Genomic DNA, 21024 nt, shown 5'->3' with positions numbered 1-21024 from the left:
CTGGAAAAGCCGTTGGGAAAGGGGTGGATCAGGCGACGGTGAGCGCGATCTTGCCGAGAGTGCCGGCGCCGAACGCCGTGAACGCCTCGCCGGCCTGCTCCAGGTCGTAGACGGAGGTCACCGGCACCGACAGGCCGCCCGCGGCGACCTGCCCGGCGAGCGCGGACAGAGTTTCAGCGCTCGGGGTGGCCCTGACCATCGCGGTCTGCAGCGTGCGCCCCTCCGGGGCTTCGGGGAAGCCCAGAGCGGAGGCGACGGAGCCGCCGTCGCGCGCCAGGGCGGTCAGCTCGGCCAGGTCACCCGCCAGGTGCAGCACCGCGTCCACCCCGCCTGGGGCGAGCGCCTGAACCTGCGCGGTCACGTCCTGGGTGTAGTCGACGAGGTGCACTTCAGCCTCGGTCAGCGCCGAGACGAAGTCGGCCTCGGGGCCCGGCTTGGCAGTGGCGATCACGCGTGCACCGCCGGCCGTGGCCAGTTGCACCGCAAGGGTGCCCACACCGCCAGTGGCGCCTGAGATCAGCACCGTCTTGCCCTCGATCGGGCCGAGCGAGGCGAGACCGTCGTAGGCGGCGGTGCCCGCCAGCCCGAGCGCGCCGGCGTCGCGCACCGTGACCCCCTCGGGCAGGGAGGCGACGCCGATGGCGGCAGGGACGGTGACGTACTGCGCCATCGACCCGGTACCGAGGTGCGGCTTGGTCACCACGCCGAACACCGCATCCCCGACCGCGAAGCCCTCCACACCCGCGCCGATCGCTGCCACGGTGCCGGCGAAGTCCTTGCCGGGGATCAGCGGGAAGCGGTGCTCCATCATCTCCCGCAGGAGCCCGGCCGCGGTGCCCAGGTCGAACCCGTTCACCGACGATGCCCGTACCCGCACCAGCAGCTCGCCGGCCTCCGGGCGCGGCGACTCCACCTCGGTCACCTCAGGGGTCCCGGGCACCTGCGTCAGCGTGACAGCACGCATCACAACTCCTCCAATCAATCTGGAAAGGCCTATCCGTTTCGCTGGCCAGCATAGCAGCAGAATCGGATAGGCCTTTCCAGTTCGGTAGAGTGGACCCATGAACCCAGGCGACCCGCAAGCCGACGACACCGCCCCATCGCTGCGCAGCGACGCCGAACGCAACCGCGAACGCATCCTGGCCGCCGCCCGCACCGTGTTCGCCCGCGATGGGCTGGGCGCCTCCATGGCCTCGGTCGCACGCGAAGCAGGCGTCGGCATCGCCACCCTGTTTCGCCGCTTTCCCGCCAAGGAAGACCTGGTCGCCGCCGTCTTCGCCGACCGCATGGACGCCTACGTCGACGCCGTCGCCATTGCCCTGGCCGACTCCGACCCCTGGCACGGCTTCACCGGCTACCTCCACACGGTGTGCGCCATGCAAGCCGCCGACCGCGGCTTCGCCGACGTGCTGACCATGACCTTCCCCACCGCCAAGACCCTGGAGGGCCGCCGCAGCCAGGCGTACGACGGTGTGGTGAGCCTCATCGACCGCGCCAAAGCCGCAGGCCACCTGCGCGACGACTTCACCCCGCAAGACATGGCCCTGCTGCTCATGGCCACCGCCGGTGTCATCGCCGCCACCGCCGACGCCGCCCCCGACGCCTGGCGCCGCATTCTCGCCCTGATGATCCAGTCCTTTGAGGCTCCGGCCCGCGGCCCGCTCCCCGCTCCGCCCGCACACACCGCCCTGTACCGGGCCATGATCAACCTCGGACGCCCAGACTCCCCTTCCCGCGAATCGACCGGAAGCTGATCTCGGCCGGGCGCTCTCACAAACGCGCGATTCCAGGAGAAGACCGCCAACACTCCTCGAATCCTGATGGCGGCGCCGCCGTTGGAGTGGCCGACCATGATGGCTGGGCCGGGGATGGTGCCGCCATGAACCGGTCATCGTCCAATGCGTCACGTAAAGCGGCTCGGGAGGTGATGCCGAGTTTGGGGAAGATCCGGTACAGGTGGGCGCTGACGGTCCGTGATGACAGGAAGAGCCGCTCGCCGATCTCCTTGTTGCTCAGCCCTGAGGCGGCCAGGCGGGCCACCTCCAGTTGCTGGGCGGTCATCCCGTGGGCGGCGTTGGGCCGCTGGGCGACCGCCACGCCGCTGGCCCGCAGCTCCTGCTCGGCCCGCTGCTGCCAGGCGGTCGCGCCGATACCGGCGAAAAGGTCCGCCGCCCGGCGCGGCTCGGGCCTCGCCTCGCCCGGTTGCAGGCGGCGGCGTTGCAGCTCGCCGAGTGCGAGCCGCACCCGCGCGTGGTCGAAGGGCCAGCGTTCGGTCCTGGGCAGCGCGAGCGCGGCCCTGAACAGCGGCACCGCCTCCTCGTCCGGCGCCACCAGCGCTTGGGCGGCCATGACGTGAAGGCGCAGCCGGGGAGCCCGCTCGGCACCGGCTGCGCCGAGGCCGTCAGCTACGCCGCGGCATCCGACCGGGTGGCCAGGCTGGTGCTGGCCAGCCCCGTGGTGTATCCGGACCCGCACGAGCTCCGGATCGCCTCGTGACGGCACCGCATCCCCATGCTCGACGACGTGCTGCTCAGGTTCTTCGCCGTCGACGGGTACAGCACGCTGGACGAGCCGACGCGCCAGTACCTGCTGAGACAGGCCGCGGACGCCTCCCCCAAGGCAACCGCCGACTCGCTGGCGGCGTGGGCCGCCGCCGATCCTGGCCCGGACCTGGCCCGCGTCACCGCACCCACGCTGATCATCCAGGGCGAGGGGGACGCGTTCGTGCCGTCGGAGGACAGCGGGACGCGCGCCGCACGGGCGATCGCAGGAAGCTCGGTTGTGACCATCCCGGACGCGCCGCACGGGGCCCCACTCACCCACCACGAGCAGTGGAATGAGCTCGTCGTGGAGTTCCTGGCGAGATGACGGCACGCAGCGACGGTACGTCCCGCGCGGCGGACCGGGGTATCAGTCACGTGACGTATCTCCCAGGGCATCGCGCAGCTGGCCGCGTGAGGTGATGCCGAGCTTGGGGAACGCCCGGTACAGGTGGGTGCTGACGGTGCGGTGCGACAGGTAGAGCTGCTGGCCGATCTCGCGGTTGGACAGCCCGGAGGCGGCCAGCCGGGCGATGTGCAACTCCTGCGAGGTGAGCAGCTCGGCGGCCGGCGGGACGCGCAGGTCACTGGCCTCGCCCGCCGCCCGCAGCTCCTGGCGGGCCTTCTCCCCCCAGGCGAGCAGCCCGAGCACGTCGAAGGCGTCGCGGGCCGCCCGCAGGGGCACGCGTGCTTCCTGGATCCGCCGCCGGCGGCGCAGCCACATGCCGTGGGCGAGCAGCAGGCGCGCCCGCGCGGTGGGCCAGGACGACAGGTCCGCGCTCAACGCGGTCTGGAAGAGCGCCTCGGCGTCGGCGTCGTCGGCCAGCAACGCACGCGCGTGCCGAAGACCCAGGTGCAGGAGTGGAGACCGGGTCCGGGCGGCCACCTGCTCCAGCTCCGCCACCGCCCGCCTGGCCCTCTCCTGCAGGCCGGCCGCGACCGCGGCCTCGGCCAGCTCGCTGATCACCCACTGCCGCCAGATCTGGTGATGGGCGGCGTCGCCCGGCTCGAACAGCCGCCACAGGTGTCCGAACGCCTCGTCGTACCGCCCGGCGCACAACGCGATCACGCCCCGGGCATGCTGGAGTATCGCCACGGCCGAGCTGATGGCGACGGTGCCGAGCGCGCGCTCGCCCTCGGCGGCCAGCGCCAGGCCGCGTGCCTCCTCGCCGCGGAGCCCGGCCAGCAACGCCAGCACCCCCAGGGCCGCGGCCTGCCAGCGCGGCTGCGCGGTCTCGCGGGCCAGGCGCTCGGCCTCCTCAGCGACCAGCAGCGCCCCGGCCCAGTCGCCGCAGAAGACCTGGCGCCACATCTGCGTGCTGAGCGCCTGCGTGAGCAGGCCCAGCCTGCCCTGGGTCCGCAGGTCGGCGATCGAGGCGTCCATGAAGTCGCCGACCAGGTCGAAGGCGCCGACCGTGCTCGCCGCGACGCCCAGAAGCCGGGTCATGGCCCCGTCCGGCCGGGCGCCGCGCACCTTGGTCAGGCGCTCGATGACGTCCGCCCCGCGCTCCGCCGGCCCCGCCGTGGCCAGGGTCATCAGCAGTTCGGGGTCGTCCTCGCCGGCCGCGAGCCGCTCGGCCAGGGCGATGACGCGCCGGCGCTGCTCCCATCCCGGGTCGGTCCACCAGCAGCGGATGGCCGCCGCCCGGACGAAGTTGAGCGCGAGCTCGCGATCACCCGCCGCCTCCACCGCTTCGGCGGTCGTGACCAGCCGCCGGATCCGCGCGGGGCCCTCGTTGCGCCCTTCTTCCAGCACCTCGCTCAGCCAGGCGGCCCTGGCACGCCGCAGCTCGCCGACGAGGGACGGCTCGGCCAGCGTGAGCAGCTCGGCGGCCTGGTCGCCGCGGCCGAGCTCGAAGGCCAGTTCGGCCGCGGCCAGCAGGCGATGGGCGCCGGCCGTGGGCTCCTCGCTGACCTCCGCCGCACGGCGCAGGGCGGTCACCGCCACCGGGATCGCGCCGCGCTGCCGGGCCCGCGCGGCCACGCCCTCCAGCTCGGCGGCGACGGACTCGTCTCGATGAGCGATCGCCGCGGCGCGGTGCCAGGCCCTGCGGTCCGGGTCGCGGCCGTGCACTCGGGCCAGCGCGGCATGGGCGGCCAGGCGATCGGTGCGACCGGCCTTATGGTAGATCGCCGAGCGCACCAGCGGATGCCGGAAGCGCAGGGCCTGCTCGTGGAGCTCCACCAGCCCCGCGTCCACGGCCGGGGCCAGCGCCTCGGCGGTCATCTCGGCACCCGTCACCATCGTGCCGCCGGCGAGGGCGTCGGCCAGATCGTGGCCGTCGTTGGCGGCGGCCACGAGCAGCAGCCCGCTGGTGTGGGGCGGGAGCTCGGCCAGCCGCACGGCGAAGGCCCGCTCCAGGCGCGCCGTGAGCGGCAGTAACCCCGCCTCGGCTGTGACCGTCCCGGCATCCAGCGCGAGCGGCAACTCAACCAGGGCGAGCGGGTTGCCGGCCGCCTCGCTGAGCACGCGCCAGCGCATGCCGACGCCGAGCCCGTCGGTCTGGGCGTCCAGGAGCGCCTCGGCCGCGGCAGGATCCAGGCCGCCCAGCCGCAGTTCAGGCACATCGCTGTCGTCCAGGGTGGTGGGGTAGCCGTCGCGGATGGCCATCAACAGCACGATCGGATCCGAGCGCACGCGCCTGGCCACGAACCCCAATACCTCGATGGTGGGCCGGTCCAGCCACTGAAGGTCGTCCACCACGATCAGCAGCGGCTGCTGGGCCGCCGCCTCACCCAGCAGGTTGAGCACGGCCAGCGCGACCAGGAAGGGTTCGGGGTGGCTGACCTCGGCCATCCCGAAGGCGCCGAGCAGGGCCTCCCGCTGGGGGGTGGGCAGCTGATCGGCGGCGCCGAGCATCGGCCGCAGCAGCTGGTGGAGCCCGGCGAAGGGCAGGTGCGTCTCGCTCTGCACCCCGGACGCGCTGGACACCATCACATCGCGTGCCTCGGCCCGCTCCGTGGCGACCGCCAGCAAGGCGGACTTGCCGATGCCCGGCACGCCGCGGACGACCAGGGCGTCACCGCGCTCGCGAATGCGGTCGACGAGCCCTTCGAGCTCCGCCACCTCGCGGTCGCGCCCGAAGAGCGTGATCATGCGACGCCTCGCCCCGGAGCCCCCATGATCGAATTGTCGCATAAGTACGTCATATGACGAATGACTGGTTCCTTGACTTCTCCTAGCATCGGCGTCGCATCTGTCCTTGGAGCCGCTCGTGATCAAACCCGTCCTGGAGCCGGCTGCCCAGGCCTTCGCCGATGCCACCGCCAACCCGCCCTACCTGCACTTCCTGCCCCTCGAAACGGGCCGCCGGGCTATGGCCGAGGTGCAACGCCCGGACATCCGCGTGCCGGGCGTCATCCGGCAGCCGATCCCCGGGACGCGGCTCACCCTCTTCCGCACCGATGACGCCGAGGGCCCGCTGCCCGCGGTGCTCTACCTCCACGACGACTGGGTGTTCGGGGGCGAGCACGCCCACGAGCGGCTGGCCCGCGAACTGGCACACGAGTCGGGGGCGGCGACGGTGTTCGTCGACTACAGCCTCTCGCCCGAGGCCCGCTACCCTGCCGCACTCGACGAAGGGCTGGCGGCGCTGGACTGGGTGCGTGCGCACGGCGGCGCCTTCGGCCTGGACGCCTCGAAGATCGCGGTGGTGGGCGGCAATCTGGCGGCCGCGCTGGCCCTGGCCGCCCGCGGGCGTCTGGCCGGGCAGGTGCTGCTGTGCCCGGCCACCGACGCGTCGTTCGACACCGTCTCCTACCGGGAGTTCGCCGAGGGCTACTTCCTGCGCGCCGACGGCATGCGCTGGTGCTGGGACCAGTACACCGCGGACAAGGCGCAGCGCGCCGAGATCACCGCCTCGCCGCTGCGGGCCACGACGCGGGAACTGGCCGGCCTGCCGCCGGCCCTGGTCATCACCGCCGAGGCCGACGTGCTGCGGGACGAGGGCGAGGCATACGCCGCCAAGCTGCGGGCGGCGGGCGTGCCCGTGACCGCGGTGCGCTACCACGGCGTCATCCACGGATTCCTCACGCTCAACGCCCTGCGCGGCACCCATGCCGCCCAGGCGGCGATCGATCAGGCCGGGCGCTATCTGGCCCGGGTGCTCGGCACTGTCAACGGGAGGCGACCATGACAGGCAGACCGGTGACCAAGGCCGCCGTCATCGGCACCGCGATCGAGTTCTACGACCACGCCCTTTTCGGCCTCGCCGCGGCGATCGTCGTCAACGGACAGTTCTTCCCCGCCGACAGCCCCGCCGCGGGCACCCTCGGCGCCTTCGCCGCGTTCGCGGTCGGATTCCTGGCCCGTCCCCTCGGCGGTGTCGTGTTCGGCCACTTCGGCGACCGCATCGGACGCAAGCCCACGCTGGTCGTGACGCTGCTGCTGATGGGACTGGCCACGGCCGGCATCGGGCTGCTGCCCACCTACGATCAGATCGGCGTGGCGTCGCCGGTCCTTCTGGTGCTGCTCCGGCTGGCGCAGGGGTTCGGCGCGGGAGCCGAGTACGCGGGCGCCCTGGTCCTGGTGGCAGAGACCAGTGACCCTCGCCGGCGGGGCCTGTGGGCCTCACTTCCCGGTGCGGGCGTCCAGGTCGGAATCCTGACCGCCACGCTGGTCTTCACCGCGGCCGCGGCATTGCCGTCGTTCGAGACGTGGGGCTGGCGGTTGCCGTTCCTGCTCAGCCTCGTGGGCGTGGGTGTGGGACTGTTCGTCAGGTTCCGGACCCCGGAGTCGGAGCTCTTCGAGCGCGAGCGTGCGCGCGGGTTGAGCCGTTTCCCGGCGCTGGAGGTCGCCAGGAGGCAGCCGCGGAGCCTGCTGATCGCCGTCGCGGCCAACGCACCCTTCGGCGCGCTCGCCTACATCATCAATGTCTTCCTGCTGTCGTACGTGACCAAGACGGTCGGACTGCCGGCCACGGTCGGTCTGGTCGCCAACGTGTTGTCCTCCGCGGTGGCGATCGCGGTCTCGCCGCTGTTCGGGCTGCTTGCCGACCGCGTCGGTCGCCGTCCCGTCTTCCTCGGCACCGCGTTCTTCCTCGCCGTGTACGCCTTCCCGATGTTCTGGCTGGTCGACACCGGCCGCCCTGAGCTGGTGATCCCCGCGGTCACGCTGGGGTACGGCGTCTGCGTCGCCGGGATGTTCGCCGTGCTGGCCTCGCTGCTCACCGAGCTGTTCGACACCCGCTACCGCTACAGCGGCATCGCGATCGCCCGCGAGTGGACGGCCGCGCTGACCAGCGGTCCCGCCCCGCTCGTGGCGGCAGCCCTGGTGGCGGGCGCCGGTGGCGCGTCCTGGCCCATCGCCCTCCTGCTGGTGGTCTGCGCGGCGATCACCTTCACCGCCGTCCTGTTCGCCCCGGAAACCCGCCGCCGCGACCTGAGCGAGACCGCCGGCAAACCGCCTGTCCGTACGAGTGCAGCCATCTGACCGACAGCCGCCGAACCGCGCGGATCTGGCATAGAGCCCACCGACACCGGCCCCGAAGGCCCGCCCATCGAGGTGTTGGACGCCATCCGGGCCGGGTTCGCAGCCGACCTGAAGGACCTGGTCGTCCGCTTCGCCGCATCCGGCTGGACATGCCGCTGCATAAGTCACCCGTTGCCGCCTCGAGTGCAGTCAACTGACGGATTACCGGCCGGGGTCACCAGCCTAGCTTCGAAGCACATCGAGACCGCACCGAGAAAAGGACCCCGAATGCCCTACATCACCGCCAACGACGGAGCCCAGATCTTCTACAAGGACTGGGGCACCGACGGATCCCCGGTCCTGTTCAGCCATGGCTGGCCGCTCAACTCCGACGCCTGGGAAGCGGCCGCTCTCTTCCTCGCCGAGCACGGGCACCGCGCCATCGCCCACGACCGGCGCGGCCACGGCCGCTCATCGCAGACCTGGCAAGGCAACGAGATGGACACCTACGCCGACGACCTGGCCTGCCTGATCGAGCAGCTCGACCTGCGGGACCTCACCTTGGTCGGGCACTCGACCGGTGGCGGGGAGGTCGTCCACTACGTCGGCCGCCACGGCAGCGGCCGCGTCTCGAAGGTGGTCCTCGTGTCCGCTGTACCGCCGCTGATGCTGCGCAGCGACGACAACCCCGAGGGCCTGCCGATCGAGGTCTTCGACGCGATCCGTGCGGGCGAGGTCGCGAACCGGTCCCAGCTCTACCGGGACCTGGCCGACGGCCCGTTCTTCGGGCACAACCGCAGGCAGGACGTCGCCCAGGGCTTCCGGGACGCGTTCTGGCTGCAGAGCATGGCATGCGGGCACCGAGCCGCGTACGAGTGCATCGCGGCCTTCTCGGCCACTGACTTCCGGCCGGATCTGGCGAAGATCGACGTCCCCACCCTGGTCATTCACGGCGACGACGACCAGATCGTGCCGTTCGAGGTCGGGGGTGAGCGGTCGGCCGAAATGATCGACGGCGCCGTTCTGAAGGTCTACGAGGGCAGTGGGCACGCCCTGCCCGACACCGACCGCGACCGCCTGCACGCGGACCTGCTCGCGTTCATCAACGCCTGACCTGACCAAGGAGCCCTCATGAGCGGCAGCATTCGTCCCGACACCGTGGTACTCGTTCACGGCCTGTGGATGACGCCCCGCAGCTGGGAGAACTGGGTCGAACACTACGAGGCCAAGGGCCTCACCGTGCCGGGCTTCGAGATCGAAGTGGAGGCGCTGCGCGAAAACCCGGACGTCATCGCCAAGCTGACCGTCCCCGAAACCGTCGACCACCTCGCCGGTGTCATCGAGGCCGTCCCGACCCCGCCGATCAGCATCGGTCACTCCTTCGGCGGCACACTCACTCAGCTGCTCCTGGCCCGCGGGCTGGGATCCGCCGAGCACGCAACGGCCTCCAGCGGCACCTCCGCAAGATCCTGATCAGCGCGAACGAAGGTTGGCCCACCATGAGGCCTTCACCCGACGTGGGCGGGCCGCCGGCGACCTGGACGCCACGCCCAAGGTCTACCCCGGCGTCTTCGAGCAAGTTCGACAACGACTTCCTCGCCTTCCGGAACTCCCAAGGAGCATCGCGCATGACCCCCCTACGCCGACTCGGCCGGCTGCTGGGCGCCCTCGTCACGAGCTGCGTCCTGATCCTCGGCCTGAGCGGAGCAACCGCATCCGCCGCCTCGGCCACCACAGCCTCCGGCGCCAAGCCGACCGTGGTGCTCGTCCACGGCGCGTTCGCCGACGCCTCCGGCTTCAACGACATGATCACACTGCTGGGGGCGGCCGGCTTCCCGGTGATCGCGCCGGCCAACCCGCTGCGCGATGTCGCCGGTGACGCCGCCTACATCTCCAGCGTCCTGGACACCATCACCGGCCCGATCATCCTGGTTGGCCACTCCTACGGCGGCATCGTCATCACCAACGCCGCCCGCGGCCACGACAACGTCAAGGCCCTGGTCTACCTCGGCGCGTTCGCGCCCGACCAGGGAGAAAGCGCCCTGCAGCTCGCCGGCCAGTTCCCCGGCAGCAAGCTGGGCGAGGCGCTGCTGCCTCGGCACTACCCGCTGCCCGACGGCACCATGAACGGCATCGACGGCTACATCACCGCCGACAAGTTCCGCGAGGTGTTCGCCGCCGACCTGCCCCTCGCCAAGACCCGGCAGATGGCGGCCACCCAGCGTCCCGGCAGTGTCACCGGCCTGTCCGGCGGCAGCGGCGAGCCGGCGTGGAAGACCATCCCGTCCTGGTACCTGATCCCCACCCAGGACAACGTGATCCCGCCCGCCGCCCAGCACTTCATGGCCGAACGCGCCGGCAGCAAGGTCCGCGAGATCAGCTCCTCGCACGTGGTGATGATGTCCCACCCCACCGCCGCGACCGCGGTGGTCCTGTCCGCCTACGCCGCAACCCGATAGAGGGAGCCGACATGAAACCCGACACGATCGTCCTGATCCACGGCTTCTGGGTGACCCCCCGCAGCTGGGAGCACTGGATCACCCGCTACGAGGCACAGGGCTACAAGGTCCTGGCCCCCGCCTACCCGGGCTTCGAGGTGGAGGTCGAGGCGCTCAACGCCGACACCACGCCGATCGAGCAGGTGACCGTCCCCCAGATCATCGACTCCCTGGAAAAGCTGATCAGCGGTCTGGACACCCCGCCGATCCTCATCGGGCACTCCGCCGGCGGGGTGTTCACCCAGATCCTGCTGGACCACGGCTACGGCGCGGCCGGCGTGGCGATCAACTCCGCGCCCACCGAGGGCGTCCAGGTGATCCCGCTGTCGCAGCTGAAGGCCACCTTCCCGGTGCTGAAGAACCCCGCCAACCGGCACAAGGCCGTGGGCTTCACCTTCGAGCAGTGGAAGTACGCCTTCACCAACACCTTCCCCGAGGAGGAGGCGCGGGCCACCTACGAGCGGTACCACATCCCCGCCTCCGGCCCGATCTTCTGGGGCAGCGCGCTGGCCAACATCCACCCCGGCAAGGACGACAACTACGTCAACTACCACAACGACGACCGCAAGCCCCTGCTGTTCATCGCCGGCGAGCACGACAACCTGATGCCGCCGAAGATCCAGCGCTCCAACGCCAAACACTACAAATCACCGAACACGATCACCGAAGTCATCGAATACCCCGGGCGCTCCCACCTGATGCCCGCCCAAGAGGGCTGGGAGGAGATCGCCGACCGCGCCCTGGCGTGGGCTCTCCACCACAGCTGACACCCTCGAAAAGGAGCGCGTTCCATGTCGGACGTCAGGTTCAGCCACATCGGCGGTCCCACCGTCCTCATCGAGTTCGACGGCTGGCGACTGCTGACGGACCCGACCTTCGACGCCCCCGGCCGGACCTACGCGTTCGGCTGGGGAACCTCCTCCCGCAAGCTCACCGGTCCCGCCCTCGCCATGGCCGACATCGGGCCCGTGGACGCCATCCTGCTCACCCACGACCATCACGGCGACAACCTCGACGACGCCGGGCGCGTCCTGCTGACCACCACCAGAACCACGATCACCACCCCCTCGGGCGCCCGCCGCCTCGGCGGGACCGCCCGTGGGCTCAAGACTGGGCAGACCACCCGGCTGGAAGCACCCGGCAGGGTCGCGATCGACGTCACCGCCACCCCGTGCCGGCACGGGCCGCCGCTGAGCCGGCCGATCACCGGCGAAGTGATCGGCTTCGCCCTCACCTGGCCCGGCCAGACCCACGGCCCGCTCTGGATCACCGGCGACACCGTCTACCATCGCGCACTTCGCCGGGCCGCCGCCCGGATACGGCCAGGCACGGTACTGCTCCATCTGGGCGGCGTCGGCTTCCCTCTCACCGGGCCGCTGCGCTACACGATGACCGCGAGACAGGCCGTACGGCTGTGCGAGGTCATCACCCCGCACACGGTCCTGCCGGTGCACTACGAGGGATGGCAGCACTTCCGGCAGGGCCGCGACGGCATCGAGCGGGACCTCCTGCTGGCACCGAAGCAGATCAGCAGCCGGTTTCACTGGCTGCCCACCGGATCGACGGAACAAGTGCAGCTCTAGATGACACATGGTCACAGAAGATCGATCAGGCCCTTGACCCGCTCATCTCGTGAAGGACATTGAAACTCCCGCGCAGACGGGGCTCCCCGGCCGATGCCGGCAAGGGCCGGGGGCGTAGTACGTCGTCACGCTCGAAGCGAGCGACAGTCAGGCCGCGTCGTCGGCGAAGTGCGACAGGACCATCTCGACCAGTGCGGCGACGTCGGCATCCACCATCGGCTCGCCGGTCATGCCCATCCGGTGGAGCAGGGTTCCGACGACGACGTCGATGAAGAACAGGACCCGGTGCTCCGGCTCGCCGAGCGCGTCCTGGAGTGCGAGCCGGTACGGGTCCTGCAACTGTGCGGACAGGATCTCGCGCAGGGCCGGGTCGCTGACGGCGTCGCTGAACACGCCGGCGAACGCGTCGCCAACCCCGGGCTCGCTGATCTTCCCCGCGATCCAGTGGATGGCCGAGGACATGAGCTCGGCTCGACTGGTGCCTTCCAGTGGCACCGGGCCGAACACGTCCAGGAGGCAGTCCACGATCAGCGCGCCCTTCGACGGCCAGCGGCGGTAGATCGTCGTTTTCGCGATCCCTGCCGCGGCGGCGATGCGGTCGACGGTGGCGCGCGCGTAGCCGAGCTCCTGGACCGTGCTCAGAGTCGCGGCGAAGACCACGTCGTTGACGCCGGCGCGCGGGCGGCCGGGTGGTCTGGCGGATGTGGTCGAGGTCATGACCCCACGATAACCTATTTCGCTACTATCGGTATCGATACTTTGGTAGCGCAATTATGGGGCTGAGGAGGATCAGAAGCGGAACCGCACGATGCGGGTGGACCGCTTCATGCCCGGCAGCAGATTCATGACGCGGTACATGCGGCGTACATTCGGGGGCGCCTTGGCCATCAGCACCGGCGAGTCGTACATCGGCGCCTCATCGACGTATTCGAGCCGCGGGTGCCAATCGGCCAGCTCTGCCGGGTCGTTGAAGCCGCAGTGGAACCGGGTGCCGTACTTGCGCAGCGTGGGATCCCATTTCGAGGTGCGCCACGCCCAGACCGGCACCGTGTCGAACTGTATCTGTCCGGCGGGAAAGGCATCGACGACGCTGATCAGCAGCCGCCGGACGTCAGTCTCGGTCAGATAGGGCACCAATCCCTCGGCGATCATCAGCACCGGCCGGCCGCGGGGAATGCGTTCCAGCCAGGTCAGGTCGGTGACACTGGAGTCGATCAGGGTGTAGTGCTCGCGTGGCGGAAGGAATTGCCGCCGCAGGTCGATGACGGATCGATAGTCCAGGTCATACCAGTCGACGGTGGCGGGCGGGTCGATCCGGTACACCCGGGCGTCGAGACCGCAGCCTAGGTGCAGCACCACCGCGTCAGGGTGATCGGCGAGGAAGCTTCGCGCCCAGTCGTCGTGGGCCTTGGTGCGCACCACGGCGGCGAGGCCCATCTGGCTGGTGCCGAATCTGCGCTTGTCGTAGCCGGGGTCGAGGCGGCGCATCGCCTGCTCGGCGTACTCGTCACCGAGGATCGGGTCCGGTAGTCGGTTGTCCAGCGCTTTGGCCTTGAGGACGGGGCTTAGGGTCTGCTGCACTCCGACGAGTTCGGTGTCTCCCATACAGCTACACTAGACTTATTTCACGAATTTCGTGAAGTTCGCGAACAAACAGTCAAAGGCAGATAGGAGCTTCGGTGACACGAGCGGACGAGAACGCCATTGCCGGCTACCAGGAACGGTTCGCGCAGATCATGGTCGAATCCGGCATGCCCCGGATGGCCTCGCGCGTATACGCCGCGCTGCTGGTCACCGACTCCGGCAAGCTGTCGGCCGCCGAACTCGCCGAGCGACTGGGCGTCGGCGCGTCAGCGATCTCGGGGGCGGTCAAGTACCTGGTGCAGGTGCGGCTGGTCGAACGCGGCCGCGAACCCGGTAGCCGACACGACTTCTGCCGCATCCACGAGCACACCTGGAGCCACTACATCAGCCAGTCCGACCCGGTGCTGGTCCGGCTACAGGAAGGCGCCGGCGAGGGCATCGCGGTCTTGGGTCCCGACTCTCCCGCCGGACGGCGGCTGGACGAGACCCGACAATTCTTCGCGTTCGTACGCGAGGAGATCAAGCGGTCGATGGCGAAGTGGCAGCAGCTCCAGGAGGCTGAACGCGAGCCCGGTTAGAGGCGTGCGCTGTGAATTCGCTGGTGGCGCGAGCGTTCGCGGCCGTGCCCCTCCCAGGGATTCCGGAGGTCAGGACCGTCTCCGTTGGATTTTCCACCAGCCCGGGCCCCCGTCAGGTAGCGGTGTCATCTTCTGGACGCAGGACGGCGGCGTCGGCGTGGTGAACCTGGCCGCCGTTTGGGGCCACTTCACGTCGCCGGGATTCGAACGGTCCTCGTTTCAGACGCCGTCATCGTCCACGACAGTGGCACTGGCGGTGCTGGCCTCGGGCAACGCCACCATGCGGATCCGTCACGATGCCGAGACCGAAAACCTGTCCATGCGCGCCCGGTCAGGCGCCCTCACCAACCCCGAGCCACCGGCCCGCAAGCCCTTACCCCGCCGCCCCTCGGCCATCGACCCGGTCCAGCACCTCATCGACTCCACAATCGAGAACGCCCTACAGAGGTCTGGACACAACTCATGGACGAGTACGACGTCTCGACCTCCTACGGCCTGATCAGGCTCTATGTCCACAACCAGACGACGCGCTGACTGCTCAAACTTCGTTGTCACAGGGCACTTGCGGCAAACTCGTCCGGCGTGCCTGTGGGCCCGTCTCTATGGTGCGGTGGTGGTCGGGGCGCGCTCGTCCAGCAGGCCCTCCGCACGCAGGTCGGACCACACCTGCGCCGGGACCTCCGCGCCGAACGCGGTGAGGTTGCGCCGCACCTCGTCCGTGCTGCGCATGCCCACCACGATGCCGGCGACGACGGGGTGCAGCAGCGGGAAGGCCATGGCCATCTGCGGGACGGTCACGCCGTGCACCTCGCAGACGTCCGCGATCCGGTGCGCCCGCCGCAGCAGTTCCGGCGCGGCGGGGGCGTAGTCGAAGCGAGCCCCGGGCGCGGGCCGATCGGTCGCCAGCAGGCCGGAGTTGAAGACGGAAGCCGCCAGCACTGAGACCCCGCGCTCGGCGCAGGCGGGCAGCAGCTCGTCCAGAGCGCTGTGATCCAGCAGGGTATAGCGGCCGGAAAGCATCACCACATCTGCGTCGGTCTCCCGTACCAGGCGGGTCAGCTTGCCCGGGTGGTACATGCCCGCGCCGATCGCGCCGACTACGCCCTCGGCGCGCAGCTCGGAGAGCGCCGGGTAGCCGTCGCGCAGCGCGGCCTCGAAGTGCTCCTCGGCATCGTGCAGATACAGCACATCGATCCGGTCCACGCCGATGCGGGCGAGGGAGTCCTCGACGCTGCGCCGGATACCGTCGCGGGAGAAGTCCCACACCCGGCGGTGGGTGGCCGGCACGGCGAACCCCTCGTCCAGCGCCCGCCCGGCTCTTGAGGAACCAGCAGCCGGCCGACCTTCGTCGAAAGCGTGAACTCCGTCCGCGGCTTTCCGCGCAGCAGGTCGCCGATGCGGCGTTCGGAGTGGCCGATGCCGTAATGCGGCGAGGTGTCGAAGTAGCGGATCCCGGCGTCCCAGGCCGCGTCCAGCGCCTGAGCTGCGGTGTCGTCGTCCAGGGGTGCGAACAGGCCGCCCAACGGGCCGCCCCCGAACCCGAGTTCGGTGACTTCAACCTCGGTGTGGCCGAGTCTGTGGGTACGCATACGGCGACTTTCCTTCGTGTGAGGACCCGACTCCCTGCCGGGCCTTGGCTTACTGGACTTGAATGCTGATCAGGCCGTCCACCACCGCCAAGGTGAGCGAACGTGCACAGCGCGGTGGACAGGTACGGCTGATCACCGCCGGCACCGCCAGAGCGGAGGGGTCTCATTCGGCCGGGGATCGTGATCGAGTCGTCCGGGGAACGGCCATGCCCCCGAGGGCAAGTGCGGTGACCAAAGCCACGAGCACGCACACGCCCGGCCAGCCCGCCTGGCCATAGGCGCGTATCCCGAGCCATGATCCCACGCTGCCACCCACGTACATGCAGGCCATGTAGGCGGTGTTAAGCCTGCTGCGGGCCTTGGGATCTAGGCCGTAGATGCGGACTTGGTTGGCGACCATCCCGGATTGCATGGCAATGTCCAGCAGCAGAGAACCTAGTACGAGCCCCGCCAGGCCCAGCGTCCCGCCGAGACCGCCGATCGCGAGCACAGGCGCCGAGGCGATCACCCCGATCAAGCAGATGAGATTGACCGCGTCCGGCCCGTGCCGGTCCACTTGACGTCCTGCGATTGGCGTGCACATCATCGTTGCTGCGTTGACCAGGGCCAGCATGCCGACCGCTGTCGCGTCCAGGTCGTAGAGCGGACCGGTCAACAGCAGCGCGACGCCGGTCCAGACCGCCGAAAACCCGGCGAAGACCGCCGACTGATAGAGGCACGAACGGCGCAGTTCCGGCTCGCTGCCCAGCAGACGCAGTGGCTCGATCAGCAGCGAAGCGTACCGCTGCGCCGACAGCGGGGCCGTCGCCGGCAGCACCCGGAGCAGCAGGAGCGCGACGATCACGACGAGTGCCGCGGCCATCAAGTACGGCGCCCGCCACCCCAGCCACTCGGCGAGCGCCCCACCGAGCGTGCGTGACAACAACATGCCACCGACCGATCCGGCCAGTAGCGTGCCACCGACCATCCCGCGTCGATCCTCGTCCACCAACCCTGCCACCATCGGACCGATGATCTGCGCGACTACGGTCGTGAGGCCGACCAGCATCCCGGCGAACAGCAGCGCTTCCAACCCGGGCGCACCGGCCGCAGCGAGGAGTCCCAGGGCCGTGAGCATCAGCAGGCCGACGATCAACCTGCGGTACGGGACCCGGTCGCCGAGCGGTACCAGCAGGACGATCCCCGTCGTGTAGCCAAACTGCGTCGCGGTCACCACTTGCGCGGCTGCCTCGGGAGCGATGTTCAAACCGGTCGCGATCGAGGGGCTGACGGCTTGGGGAAAGTAGACGTTGCCGACAGCCACCCCGCAGACGAGGGCCAGCAGCAGGATCAGGGGCATGTTCAGTCCACCGGTCCGCCGGCGACGTAGACGACCTGCCCGGAGACGAACCCCGCCTCCGGGCTGACCAGATAGGAGGCAGTGTGCGCAATGTCCTCCGGCTGGCCGACCCGACCGACCGGGATGGATTCGGCGGCGATGCGCTGGTGCTCGGCGAAGTTGCGGCCGAGCCGGCGTGCCGTGGCCCGGGTCATGTCACTGACAACGAAGCCGGGCGCGATGGCGTTGGCGGTAATGCCGTGCCGGCCGAGTTGCAGGGCCAGCGACTTGGTGAAGCCGATCAGACCAGCCTTGGCACTGGCGTAGTCGACCCGGTCGGCGTCGCCGACTGCGGAGATGCTCGACACGTTGACGATCCGGCCCCATCCGGCCTCGATCATGTGCGGAACAACGGCTCGAGTGAGGAAGAACGGTCCGTTCAGGTTGACCCCGAGCACGGTTTCCCACTGGTGCGTGGCCAGTTCCACCAGATCGGCCTGCGGGCCGATACCAGCGTTGTTGACCAGCACCGTCGGGGGCCCGAGCACGGCAGCGATACGGGTGACGGTGGCGATGACCGCGGTCTCATCGGAGACGTCGGCCATGACCGCCATCGCCCTTCCGCCATTGGCGGTGATCGCTTCGACGGTGGCGGCGCAATCGGCCTCGTCCAGGTCAATCACCGCAACCGCAAGGCCCTCCCCCGCCAGCCGCCTTGCCACCGCGGCGCCGATGCCGCGCGCCGCTCCGGTAACGATGGCGATGCGCTCTCCATGAGCCGCATGTTTCATGGGCGCAAGCCCAGCGCATCGACGGAGTGTCGCCAAAGGATTTAGTGTACGGCTTAATGATCAGCTACGAGTTCAGCGTTGAGGACCTCGCCGACACCCGGTTCGCGATCTCACCGCTGTCCGAGACCGTCTTCAGCCTGCGGGTGCTGCGGGAGCCCGGCCTGCACGTGCTGCACCTGCCGTGGCGCAGGGCGGTGCTCGGCGAACTCGACGCGGCCGACGTCGACCTGCTGTTGTCTCTGGTCGGGGAACGGCTCGTCCTGCCGGACTTCCTGACTCCTCGGCCGACGACCTTCGCTCCTGCCTTCGAGGAAGAGCTGGCCCTGGTCCGGCGGACAGCTCCGGAGGACGTCCGTCGCGACCTGCTGGCCGCGCTCATCCCCGGGCCGGTCCCCGTTGGGGAGGACGCTGCTGTCAGGTTCCGCGACGCCGCCTGCGAGCTGCTGCAGCGTTACTGGAAGCTGGCCATCGAACCGGTCTGGCCCAGGATACGGCTGATCCTGGAAGCCGACATGACCTACCGGGCACGGCAACTCGCCGTGGGAGGGGCACGCCTGCTGTTCGCCGACATGCACCCGAACACGCGCTGGCATGAGGGGGTGCTGTACATCTCCAAGATGATCGGGCGGCACCACGTCCCCTCGTCCGGCCGGGGATTGCTGTTGATGCCGTCAGTGTTCGCCCACAAGCCGGCCCCGCCCTTCCACCCCGACGTACCGCCGAGCTTGGTCTATCCCAGCCGCGCCGTCGCCACATTGTGGACCTCTCCGGCTGTCCCGGACGTGACCGCCCTGACCGAGTTGCTCGGTGCGCCCCGGGCCAGGCTGCTTCGTCTGCTTCATGAGCCGCTGCCGACGATCGAGCTGGCGCGCCGCTTGCGGGTCACCTCCAGCGCTGTGTCGCAGCACCTGCGCGTTCTGCATGCCACAGGCCTGGTCGTCCGGGCCCGCCACGGACGGCTGGTCCTGTACAGCCGCAGCCCGCTCGGTGACCAACTCGCCGAACCTTGAGCACATCGCTTCTGGGTGCTCGCCAACCCCTGATGTCGTCGAGCTGCAACTCGGCGGCACCTCTTTTCAGCCCGGCCACCGTCAACCCCGACAGCCCTCGCGAGCAGCAGCTGGCAACATCCGGCAAGGTCACCCTGATCCAGGACGAGACGCCTACGGAGGGTCAAGCGCTATCCGCATGCCGGCCCCCTGCTGAGCGCCCGCTGAAATCGAAGTCGCGTTAGTGAGCCGGACAGGGACGTGGTCGACAGCGCACAACATCGGTGCGCTCGTGAACGTCTTGTTCGCCCGCGAGTTGGACTGGAGTACTCGAGGGCGGAGTGGGGGCTGATCAACAACGATGGGCAGACGACATCGCCAGTGCTCAGCGTCACTGTCTCGTTTGCGAGCTGGCCGCTACCGGCTCAAGAACCCCGCCACCTCGGCCTGGCCGGCGAACTGTGCCCACTGCAGCGGCGTGGCATCGTAGTCGGAATCCCGTAGTGACCGGTCAGCTCCGAGCTCCAGCAGCGCTCGTACCACCGGCAGGTTGCCTGCCCGCGCCGCCTTGTGCAACGCGGTCGACGGGAGGCGTGCGTTCACGTCGAACCCCAGCGCGCAGGCCAGCCGTACGGCCGGTACCCGGCCGTACTCCGCGGCCTTGATGACCAGATCGAGCCGCGTCAAGAGTTTCCCGGCCAGTCCGGGATCGACGCTCAGCAGCTGCTCGACCTGCTCCCGTTCGCCGCGCATGATCGCCGCTTCCACGGCGTCCAGCCCGCGGAGCGTGCCGGACGCCCCGGCGTCGGCCAGGAGCCGCGCAACCTGCGCATGCCCGCCGAGCAGGGCCAGCTCCAGCGCTGTATACCCGAGGAAAAACGGATGCCCATCGTTCTTGGCGTTGGCGGCGGCGGGCGCGCCGTGGGCCAGCAGGCACCGCATTCGGCCTGCCTGGCCACGCAACGCGGCTGTCAGCACCGTGTCCGCCAGCATGCGGGCCGGCGCGTCCTGCACCTGGCCCAGCCTGGTGCGCCACGGCCCACCGTCCCCGCGGCCGAGCCCGAACTTCAGCAGCAACTCCAGGTAGCCGGTGTCATCACCCCCGACCCCGCGGTTGTACAGGGCCCGGCCGTCGTTGGCGTCCGCCCCCGCCTCCAAGAGCACTCGGGCCAGCTCCAGGTCCCGCGGGTGCGGCGGTTGCCTCAGTTCGCCCCCGCCCAGTGCCCCGGTCAACGCGGTGAACGGCGGCCCCTGCCCCTCAGGCAGGTAGCCGGCGTTCGGATCGGCGCCCGCCCTCAGCAGGACCCGGGCGGTCGCCACGGCGTCGGCCTGGGCCACCCGTGAGCAGGTCAGATACAGCAGCGGTTCCCAGCCGAAAGGGCCGCCATACGCCTGGGCCGACGCGGGGTCGGCCGCGACCGCGCGTGCCATTCCGGCCGCGTCGCCGACCGCTGCCATCGTCCACACCGACGCGCTGGCTATCTGGGGATGGGCGGCCAGCAACCGCACTGCAGCCTCGGTGCTCATGGGTCCGTGGTAGTTCAGGCAGGCCAGCCGCAGGAACTCTGTGGCCGGGTCGGCCGACAGGCCCACCTCGTGTGGTCGGCGCGCGTACTTGTCCGCCATCGCCAGGTGTGCCCGCAGATGCGACCAGCTCGTGAAGCCGTATTTGCGGGCCACCGCCAATTGCGCGCCGGCCAGCCGCAGTCCTGACAGCTCTCGATCGTCAGCGGTGCGGAGCCACCCGCCCGCCGTCGCGATCGCGCGGATCTCGCCCGCACGTACGCCGCGCAGCAGTTGCTTGGCCTCGTTCTTCAGGTGGTCGAGGCTGGGGTTTTCGGGCAGACGGTTGGCCATGAAGACCTCCCTTTCGGATATGCCCGACGTCCGCATCTTCGGGCCGAAAAGGAGGAATGGCACCATGTACACACGCTAAGGATCGGGTGGGCTGAGCCCTTTCCGCGGACCGGTTGCGTCCCGAAACGCTAACCGGAAGCGTACCCCATCATCCTGTTCTGGAGTGTCCGTCATCGCACCCAGCGCGCTGGGCACGGAGACCCGGCATAGATCAATGAGCAGATCCTCGACCGACCCTGAATCGGTCCTCAATTTGCGTACAGGATCGGACCTCATAGCGTGTACCG

Annotated in this window: 21 protein-coding genes and 1 pseudogene; 12 read left to right on the top strand and 10 right to left on the bottom strand. The window is 69.9% G+C overall.

All coding sequences use genetic code 11. The annotated features are described in order from the left end of the window. Positions 1 to 28 precede the first annotated feature (28 nt). Positions 29 to 964, bottom strand: coding sequence for an NADP-dependent oxidoreductase (locus ACIBI9_RS61155; protein WP_397237230.1), 936 nt, complete (start codon positions 962 to 964; stop codon positions 29 to 31). Between the two features lie 97 nt (positions 965 to 1061). Here ACIBI9_RS61155 and ACIBI9_RS61150 point away from each other — a divergent pair, with 97 nt between their 5' ends. Next, complete coding sequence (locus tag ACIBI9_RS61150; protein ID WP_397237228.1) at positions 1062 to 1754, top strand: TetR/AcrR family transcriptional regulator; 693 nt, start codon at positions 1062 to 1064, stop codon at positions 1752 to 1754. Between the two features lie 16 nt (positions 1755 to 1770). On the opposite strand, the gene ACIBI9_RS61145 is transcribed toward ACIBI9_RS61150, so the two are convergent. Continuing rightward, positions 1771 to 2349 carry a LuxR family transcriptional regulator gene (locus ACIBI9_RS61145; protein WP_397237226.1) on the bottom strand — a complete coding sequence of 193 codons (579 nt, stop codon included), beginning with the start codon at positions 2347 to 2349 and terminating at the stop codon, positions 1771 to 1773. 3 nt (positions 2350 to 2352) lie between these two features. Here ACIBI9_RS61145 and ACIBI9_RS61140 point away from each other — a divergent pair, with 3 nt between their 5' ends. Further along, the gene (locus tag ACIBI9_RS61140; RefSeq protein ID WP_397237224.1) at positions 2353 to 2496 is read left to right on the top strand and encodes a hypothetical protein; all 144 of its coding nucleotides are present in this window, start codon (positions 2353 to 2355) and stop codon (positions 2494 to 2496) included. A gap of 15 nt (positions 2497 to 2511) precedes the next feature. After that, entirely contained in the window at positions 2512 to 2868 is a 357-nt protein-coding gene (locus ACIBI9_RS61135) for an alpha/beta fold hydrolase (RefSeq protein WP_397237222.1), read from the top strand. Positions 2869 to 2910: 42 nt separating this feature from the next. Here ACIBI9_RS61135 and ACIBI9_RS61130 read toward each other — a convergent pair whose 3' ends face one another. Further along, complete coding sequence (locus ACIBI9_RS61130; RefSeq protein WP_397237220.1) at positions 2911 to 5637, bottom strand: ATP-binding protein; 2727 nt, start codon at positions 5635 to 5637, stop codon at positions 2911 to 2913. 118 nt (positions 5638 to 5755) lie between these two features. On the opposite strand from ACIBI9_RS61130, the gene ACIBI9_RS61125 reads away from it, so the two are divergent. From ACIBI9_RS61125 to ACIBI9_RS61095, 7 genes are all read left to right on the top strand, one after another. After that, positions 5756 to 6676 carry an alpha/beta hydrolase gene (locus tag ACIBI9_RS61125; protein ID WP_397237218.1) on the top strand — a complete coding sequence of 307 codons (921 nt, stop codon included), beginning with the start codon at positions 5756 to 5758 and terminating at the stop codon, positions 6674 to 6676. Then, a complete protein-coding gene (locus ACIBI9_RS61120) occupies positions 6673 to 7971 on the top strand; it encodes an MFS transporter (RefSeq protein WP_397237216.1) in 1299 nt (432 codons plus the stop codon). Before ACIBI9_RS61125 ends, ACIBI9_RS61120 begins: the two co-directional genes overlap by 4 nt. A 267-nt stretch (positions 7972 to 8238) precedes the next feature. Beyond that, positions 8239 to 9063: an alpha/beta fold hydrolase gene (locus tag ACIBI9_RS61115; protein WP_397237214.1), complete on the top strand. Its 825-nt coding sequence runs from the start codon at positions 8239 to 8241 to the stop codon at positions 9061 to 9063. Positions 9064 to 9081: 18 nt separating this feature from the next. Next, on the top strand, positions 9082 to 9423 hold the full coding sequence (locus ACIBI9_RS61110) for an esterase/lipase family protein (RefSeq protein WP_397237212.1): 342 nt from the start codon (positions 9082 to 9084) through the stop codon (positions 9421 to 9423). A gap of 155 nt (positions 9424 to 9578) precedes the next feature. Beyond that, positions 9579 to 10409, top strand: a complete 831-nt coding sequence (locus ACIBI9_RS61105; RefSeq protein WP_397237210.1) for an alpha/beta fold hydrolase — start codon at positions 9579 to 9581, stop codon at positions 10407 to 10409. A gap of 11 nt (positions 10410 to 10420) precedes the next feature. Then, positions 10421 to 11215: an alpha/beta hydrolase gene (locus ACIBI9_RS61100; protein WP_397237208.1), complete on the top strand. Its 795-nt coding sequence runs from the start codon at positions 10421 to 10423 to the stop codon at positions 11213 to 11215. A gap of 24 nt (positions 11216 to 11239) precedes the next feature. Beyond that, a complete protein-coding gene (locus tag ACIBI9_RS61095; RefSeq protein WP_397237206.1) occupies positions 11240 to 12031 on the top strand; it encodes an MBL fold metallo-hydrolase in 792 nt (263 codons plus the stop codon). Positions 12032 to 12178: 147 nt separating this feature from the next. Here the strand turns inward: ACIBI9_RS61095 and ACIBI9_RS61090 are convergent, their stop codons facing one another. Together ACIBI9_RS61090 and ACIBI9_RS61085 are read right to left on the bottom strand one after the other, a co-directional pair. Next, positions 12179 to 12748, bottom strand: a complete 570-nt coding sequence (locus ACIBI9_RS61090; protein WP_397237204.1) for a TetR/AcrR family transcriptional regulator — start codon at positions 12746 to 12748, stop codon at positions 12179 to 12181. A 72-nt stretch (positions 12749 to 12820) separates the two neighbouring features. Next, positions 12821 to 13636 (bottom strand): class I SAM-dependent methyltransferase, encoded by an 816-nt coding sequence (locus ACIBI9_RS61085; RefSeq protein WP_397237202.1) that lies wholly within the window; start codon positions 13634 to 13636, stop codon positions 12821 to 12823. A gap of 74 nt (positions 13637 to 13710) precedes the next feature. Here ACIBI9_RS61085 and ACIBI9_RS61080 point away from each other — a divergent pair, with 74 nt between their 5' ends. Then, positions 13711 to 14193 carry a GbsR/MarR family transcriptional regulator gene (locus tag ACIBI9_RS61080; RefSeq protein WP_397237200.1) on the top strand — a complete coding sequence of 161 codons (483 nt, stop codon included), beginning with the start codon at positions 13711 to 13713 and terminating at the stop codon, positions 14191 to 14193. Positions 14194 to 14793: 600 nt separating this feature from the next. On the opposite strand, the gene ACIBI9_RS61075 is transcribed toward ACIBI9_RS61080, so the two are convergent. The 4 genes and pseudogenes from ACIBI9_RS61075 to ACIBI9_RS61060 all read right to left on the bottom strand — a co-directional run bounded on the left by ACIBI9_RS61075 (position 14794) and on the right by ACIBI9_RS61060 (position 17891). Further along, the gene (locus tag ACIBI9_RS61075) at positions 14794 to 15480 is read right to left on the bottom strand and encodes an aldo/keto reductase (RefSeq protein ID WP_397237198.1); all 687 of its coding nucleotides are present in this window, start codon (positions 15478 to 15480) and stop codon (positions 14794 to 14796) included. Between the two features lie 86 nt (positions 15481 to 15566). Further along, positions 15567 to 15782: pseudogene (locus tag ACIBI9_RS61070) on the bottom strand (aldo/keto reductase); the annotation flags it as partial. 163 nt (positions 15783 to 15945) lie between these two features. Further along, positions 15946 to 17121 carry an MFS transporter gene (locus ACIBI9_RS61065; protein WP_397237196.1) on the bottom strand — a complete coding sequence of 392 codons (1176 nt, stop codon included), beginning with the start codon at positions 17119 to 17121 and terminating at the stop codon, positions 15946 to 15948. A gap of 2 nt (positions 17122 to 17123) precedes the next feature. Next, positions 17124 to 17891: an SDR family NAD(P)-dependent oxidoreductase gene (locus tag ACIBI9_RS61060; protein ID WP_397237194.1), complete on the bottom strand. Its 768-nt coding sequence runs from the start codon at positions 17889 to 17891 to the stop codon at positions 17124 to 17126. Between the two features lie 56 nt (positions 17892 to 17947). Here ACIBI9_RS61060 and ACIBI9_RS61055 point away from each other — a divergent pair, with 56 nt between their 5' ends. Then, positions 17948 to 18901, top strand: coding sequence for an ArsR/SmtB family transcription factor (locus ACIBI9_RS61055; RefSeq protein WP_397237192.1), 954 nt, complete (start codon positions 17948 to 17950; stop codon positions 18899 to 18901). A gap of 396 nt (positions 18902 to 19297) precedes the next feature. Here ACIBI9_RS61055 and ACIBI9_RS61050 read toward each other — a convergent pair whose 3' ends face one another. Continuing rightward, on the bottom strand, positions 19298 to 20737 hold the full coding sequence (locus ACIBI9_RS61050; protein ID WP_397237190.1) for an ankyrin repeat domain-containing protein: 1440 nt from the start codon (positions 20735 to 20737) through the stop codon (positions 19298 to 19300). Between the last annotated feature and the right edge of the window lie 287 nt (positions 20738 to 21024).

The organism is Nonomuraea sp. NPDC050451, from assembly GCF_044458585.1.
This window is presented reverse-complemented; position numbering and strand designations above follow the sequence as displayed.

What these genes read in the sequence shown, in the direction of transcription:
- ACIBI9_RS61155 (WP_397237230.1), bottom strand. Translation starts at nt 964, where the DNA reads ATGCGTGCTGTCACGCTGACGCAGGTGCCCGGGACCCCTGAGGTGACC.
- ACIBI9_RS61150 (WP_397237228.1), top strand. Translation starts at nt 1,062, where the DNA reads ATGAACCCAGGCGACCCGCAAGCCGACGACACCGCCCCATCGCTGCGC.
- ACIBI9_RS61145 (WP_397237226.1), bottom strand. Translation starts at nt 2,349, where the DNA reads ATGGCCGCCCAAGCGCTGGTGGCGCCGGACGAGGAGGCGGTGCCGCTG.
- ACIBI9_RS61135 (WP_397237222.1), top strand. Translation starts at nt 2,512, where the DNA reads ATGCTCGACGACGTGCTGCTCAGGTTCTTCGCCGTCGACGGGTACAGC.
- ACIBI9_RS61130 (WP_397237220.1), bottom strand. Translation starts at nt 5,637, where the DNA reads ATGATCACGCTCTTCGGGCGCGACCGCGAGGTGGCGGAGCTCGAAGGG.
- ACIBI9_RS61120 (WP_397237216.1), top strand. Translation starts at nt 6,673, where the DNA reads ATGACAGGCAGACCGGTGACCAAGGCCGCCGTCATCGGCACCGCGATC.
- ACIBI9_RS61115 (WP_397237214.1), top strand. Translation starts at nt 8,239, where the DNA reads ATGCCCTACATCACCGCCAACGACGGAGCCCAGATCTTCTACAAGGAC.
- ACIBI9_RS61110 (WP_397237212.1), top strand. Translation starts at nt 9,082, where the DNA reads ATGAGCGGCAGCATTCGTCCCGACACCGTGGTACTCGTTCACGGCCTG.
- ACIBI9_RS61105 (WP_397237210.1), top strand. Translation starts at nt 9,579, where the DNA reads ATGACCCCCCTACGCCGACTCGGCCGGCTGCTGGGCGCCCTCGTCACG.
- ACIBI9_RS61100 (WP_397237208.1), top strand. Translation starts at nt 10,421, where the DNA reads ATGAAACCCGACACGATCGTCCTGATCCACGGCTTCTGGGTGACCCCC.
- ACIBI9_RS61095 (WP_397237206.1), top strand. Translation starts at nt 11,240, where the DNA reads ATGTCGGACGTCAGGTTCAGCCACATCGGCGGTCCCACCGTCCTCATC.
- ACIBI9_RS61090 (WP_397237204.1), bottom strand. Translation starts at nt 12,748, where the DNA reads ATGACCTCGACCACATCCGCCAGACCACCCGGCCGCCCGCGCGCCGGC.
- ACIBI9_RS61085 (WP_397237202.1), bottom strand. Translation starts at nt 13,636, where the DNA reads ATGGGAGACACCGAACTCGTCGGAGTGCAGCAGACCCTAAGCCCCGTC.
- ACIBI9_RS61065 (WP_397237196.1), bottom strand. Translation starts at nt 17,121, where the DNA reads ATGCCCCTGATCCTGCTGCTGGCCCTCGTCTGCGGGGTGGCTGTCGGC.
- ACIBI9_RS61060 (WP_397237194.1), bottom strand. Translation starts at nt 17,891, where the DNA reads ATGAAACATGCGGCTCATGGAGAGCGCATCGCCATCGTTACCGGAGCG.
- ACIBI9_RS61055 (WP_397237192.1), top strand. Translation starts at nt 17,948, where the DNA reads ATGATCAGCTACGAGTTCAGCGTTGAGGACCTCGCCGACACCCGGTTC.
- ACIBI9_RS61050 (WP_397237190.1), bottom strand. Translation starts at nt 20,737, where the DNA reads ATGGCCAACCGTCTGCCCGAAAACCCCAGCCTCGACCACCTGAAGAAC.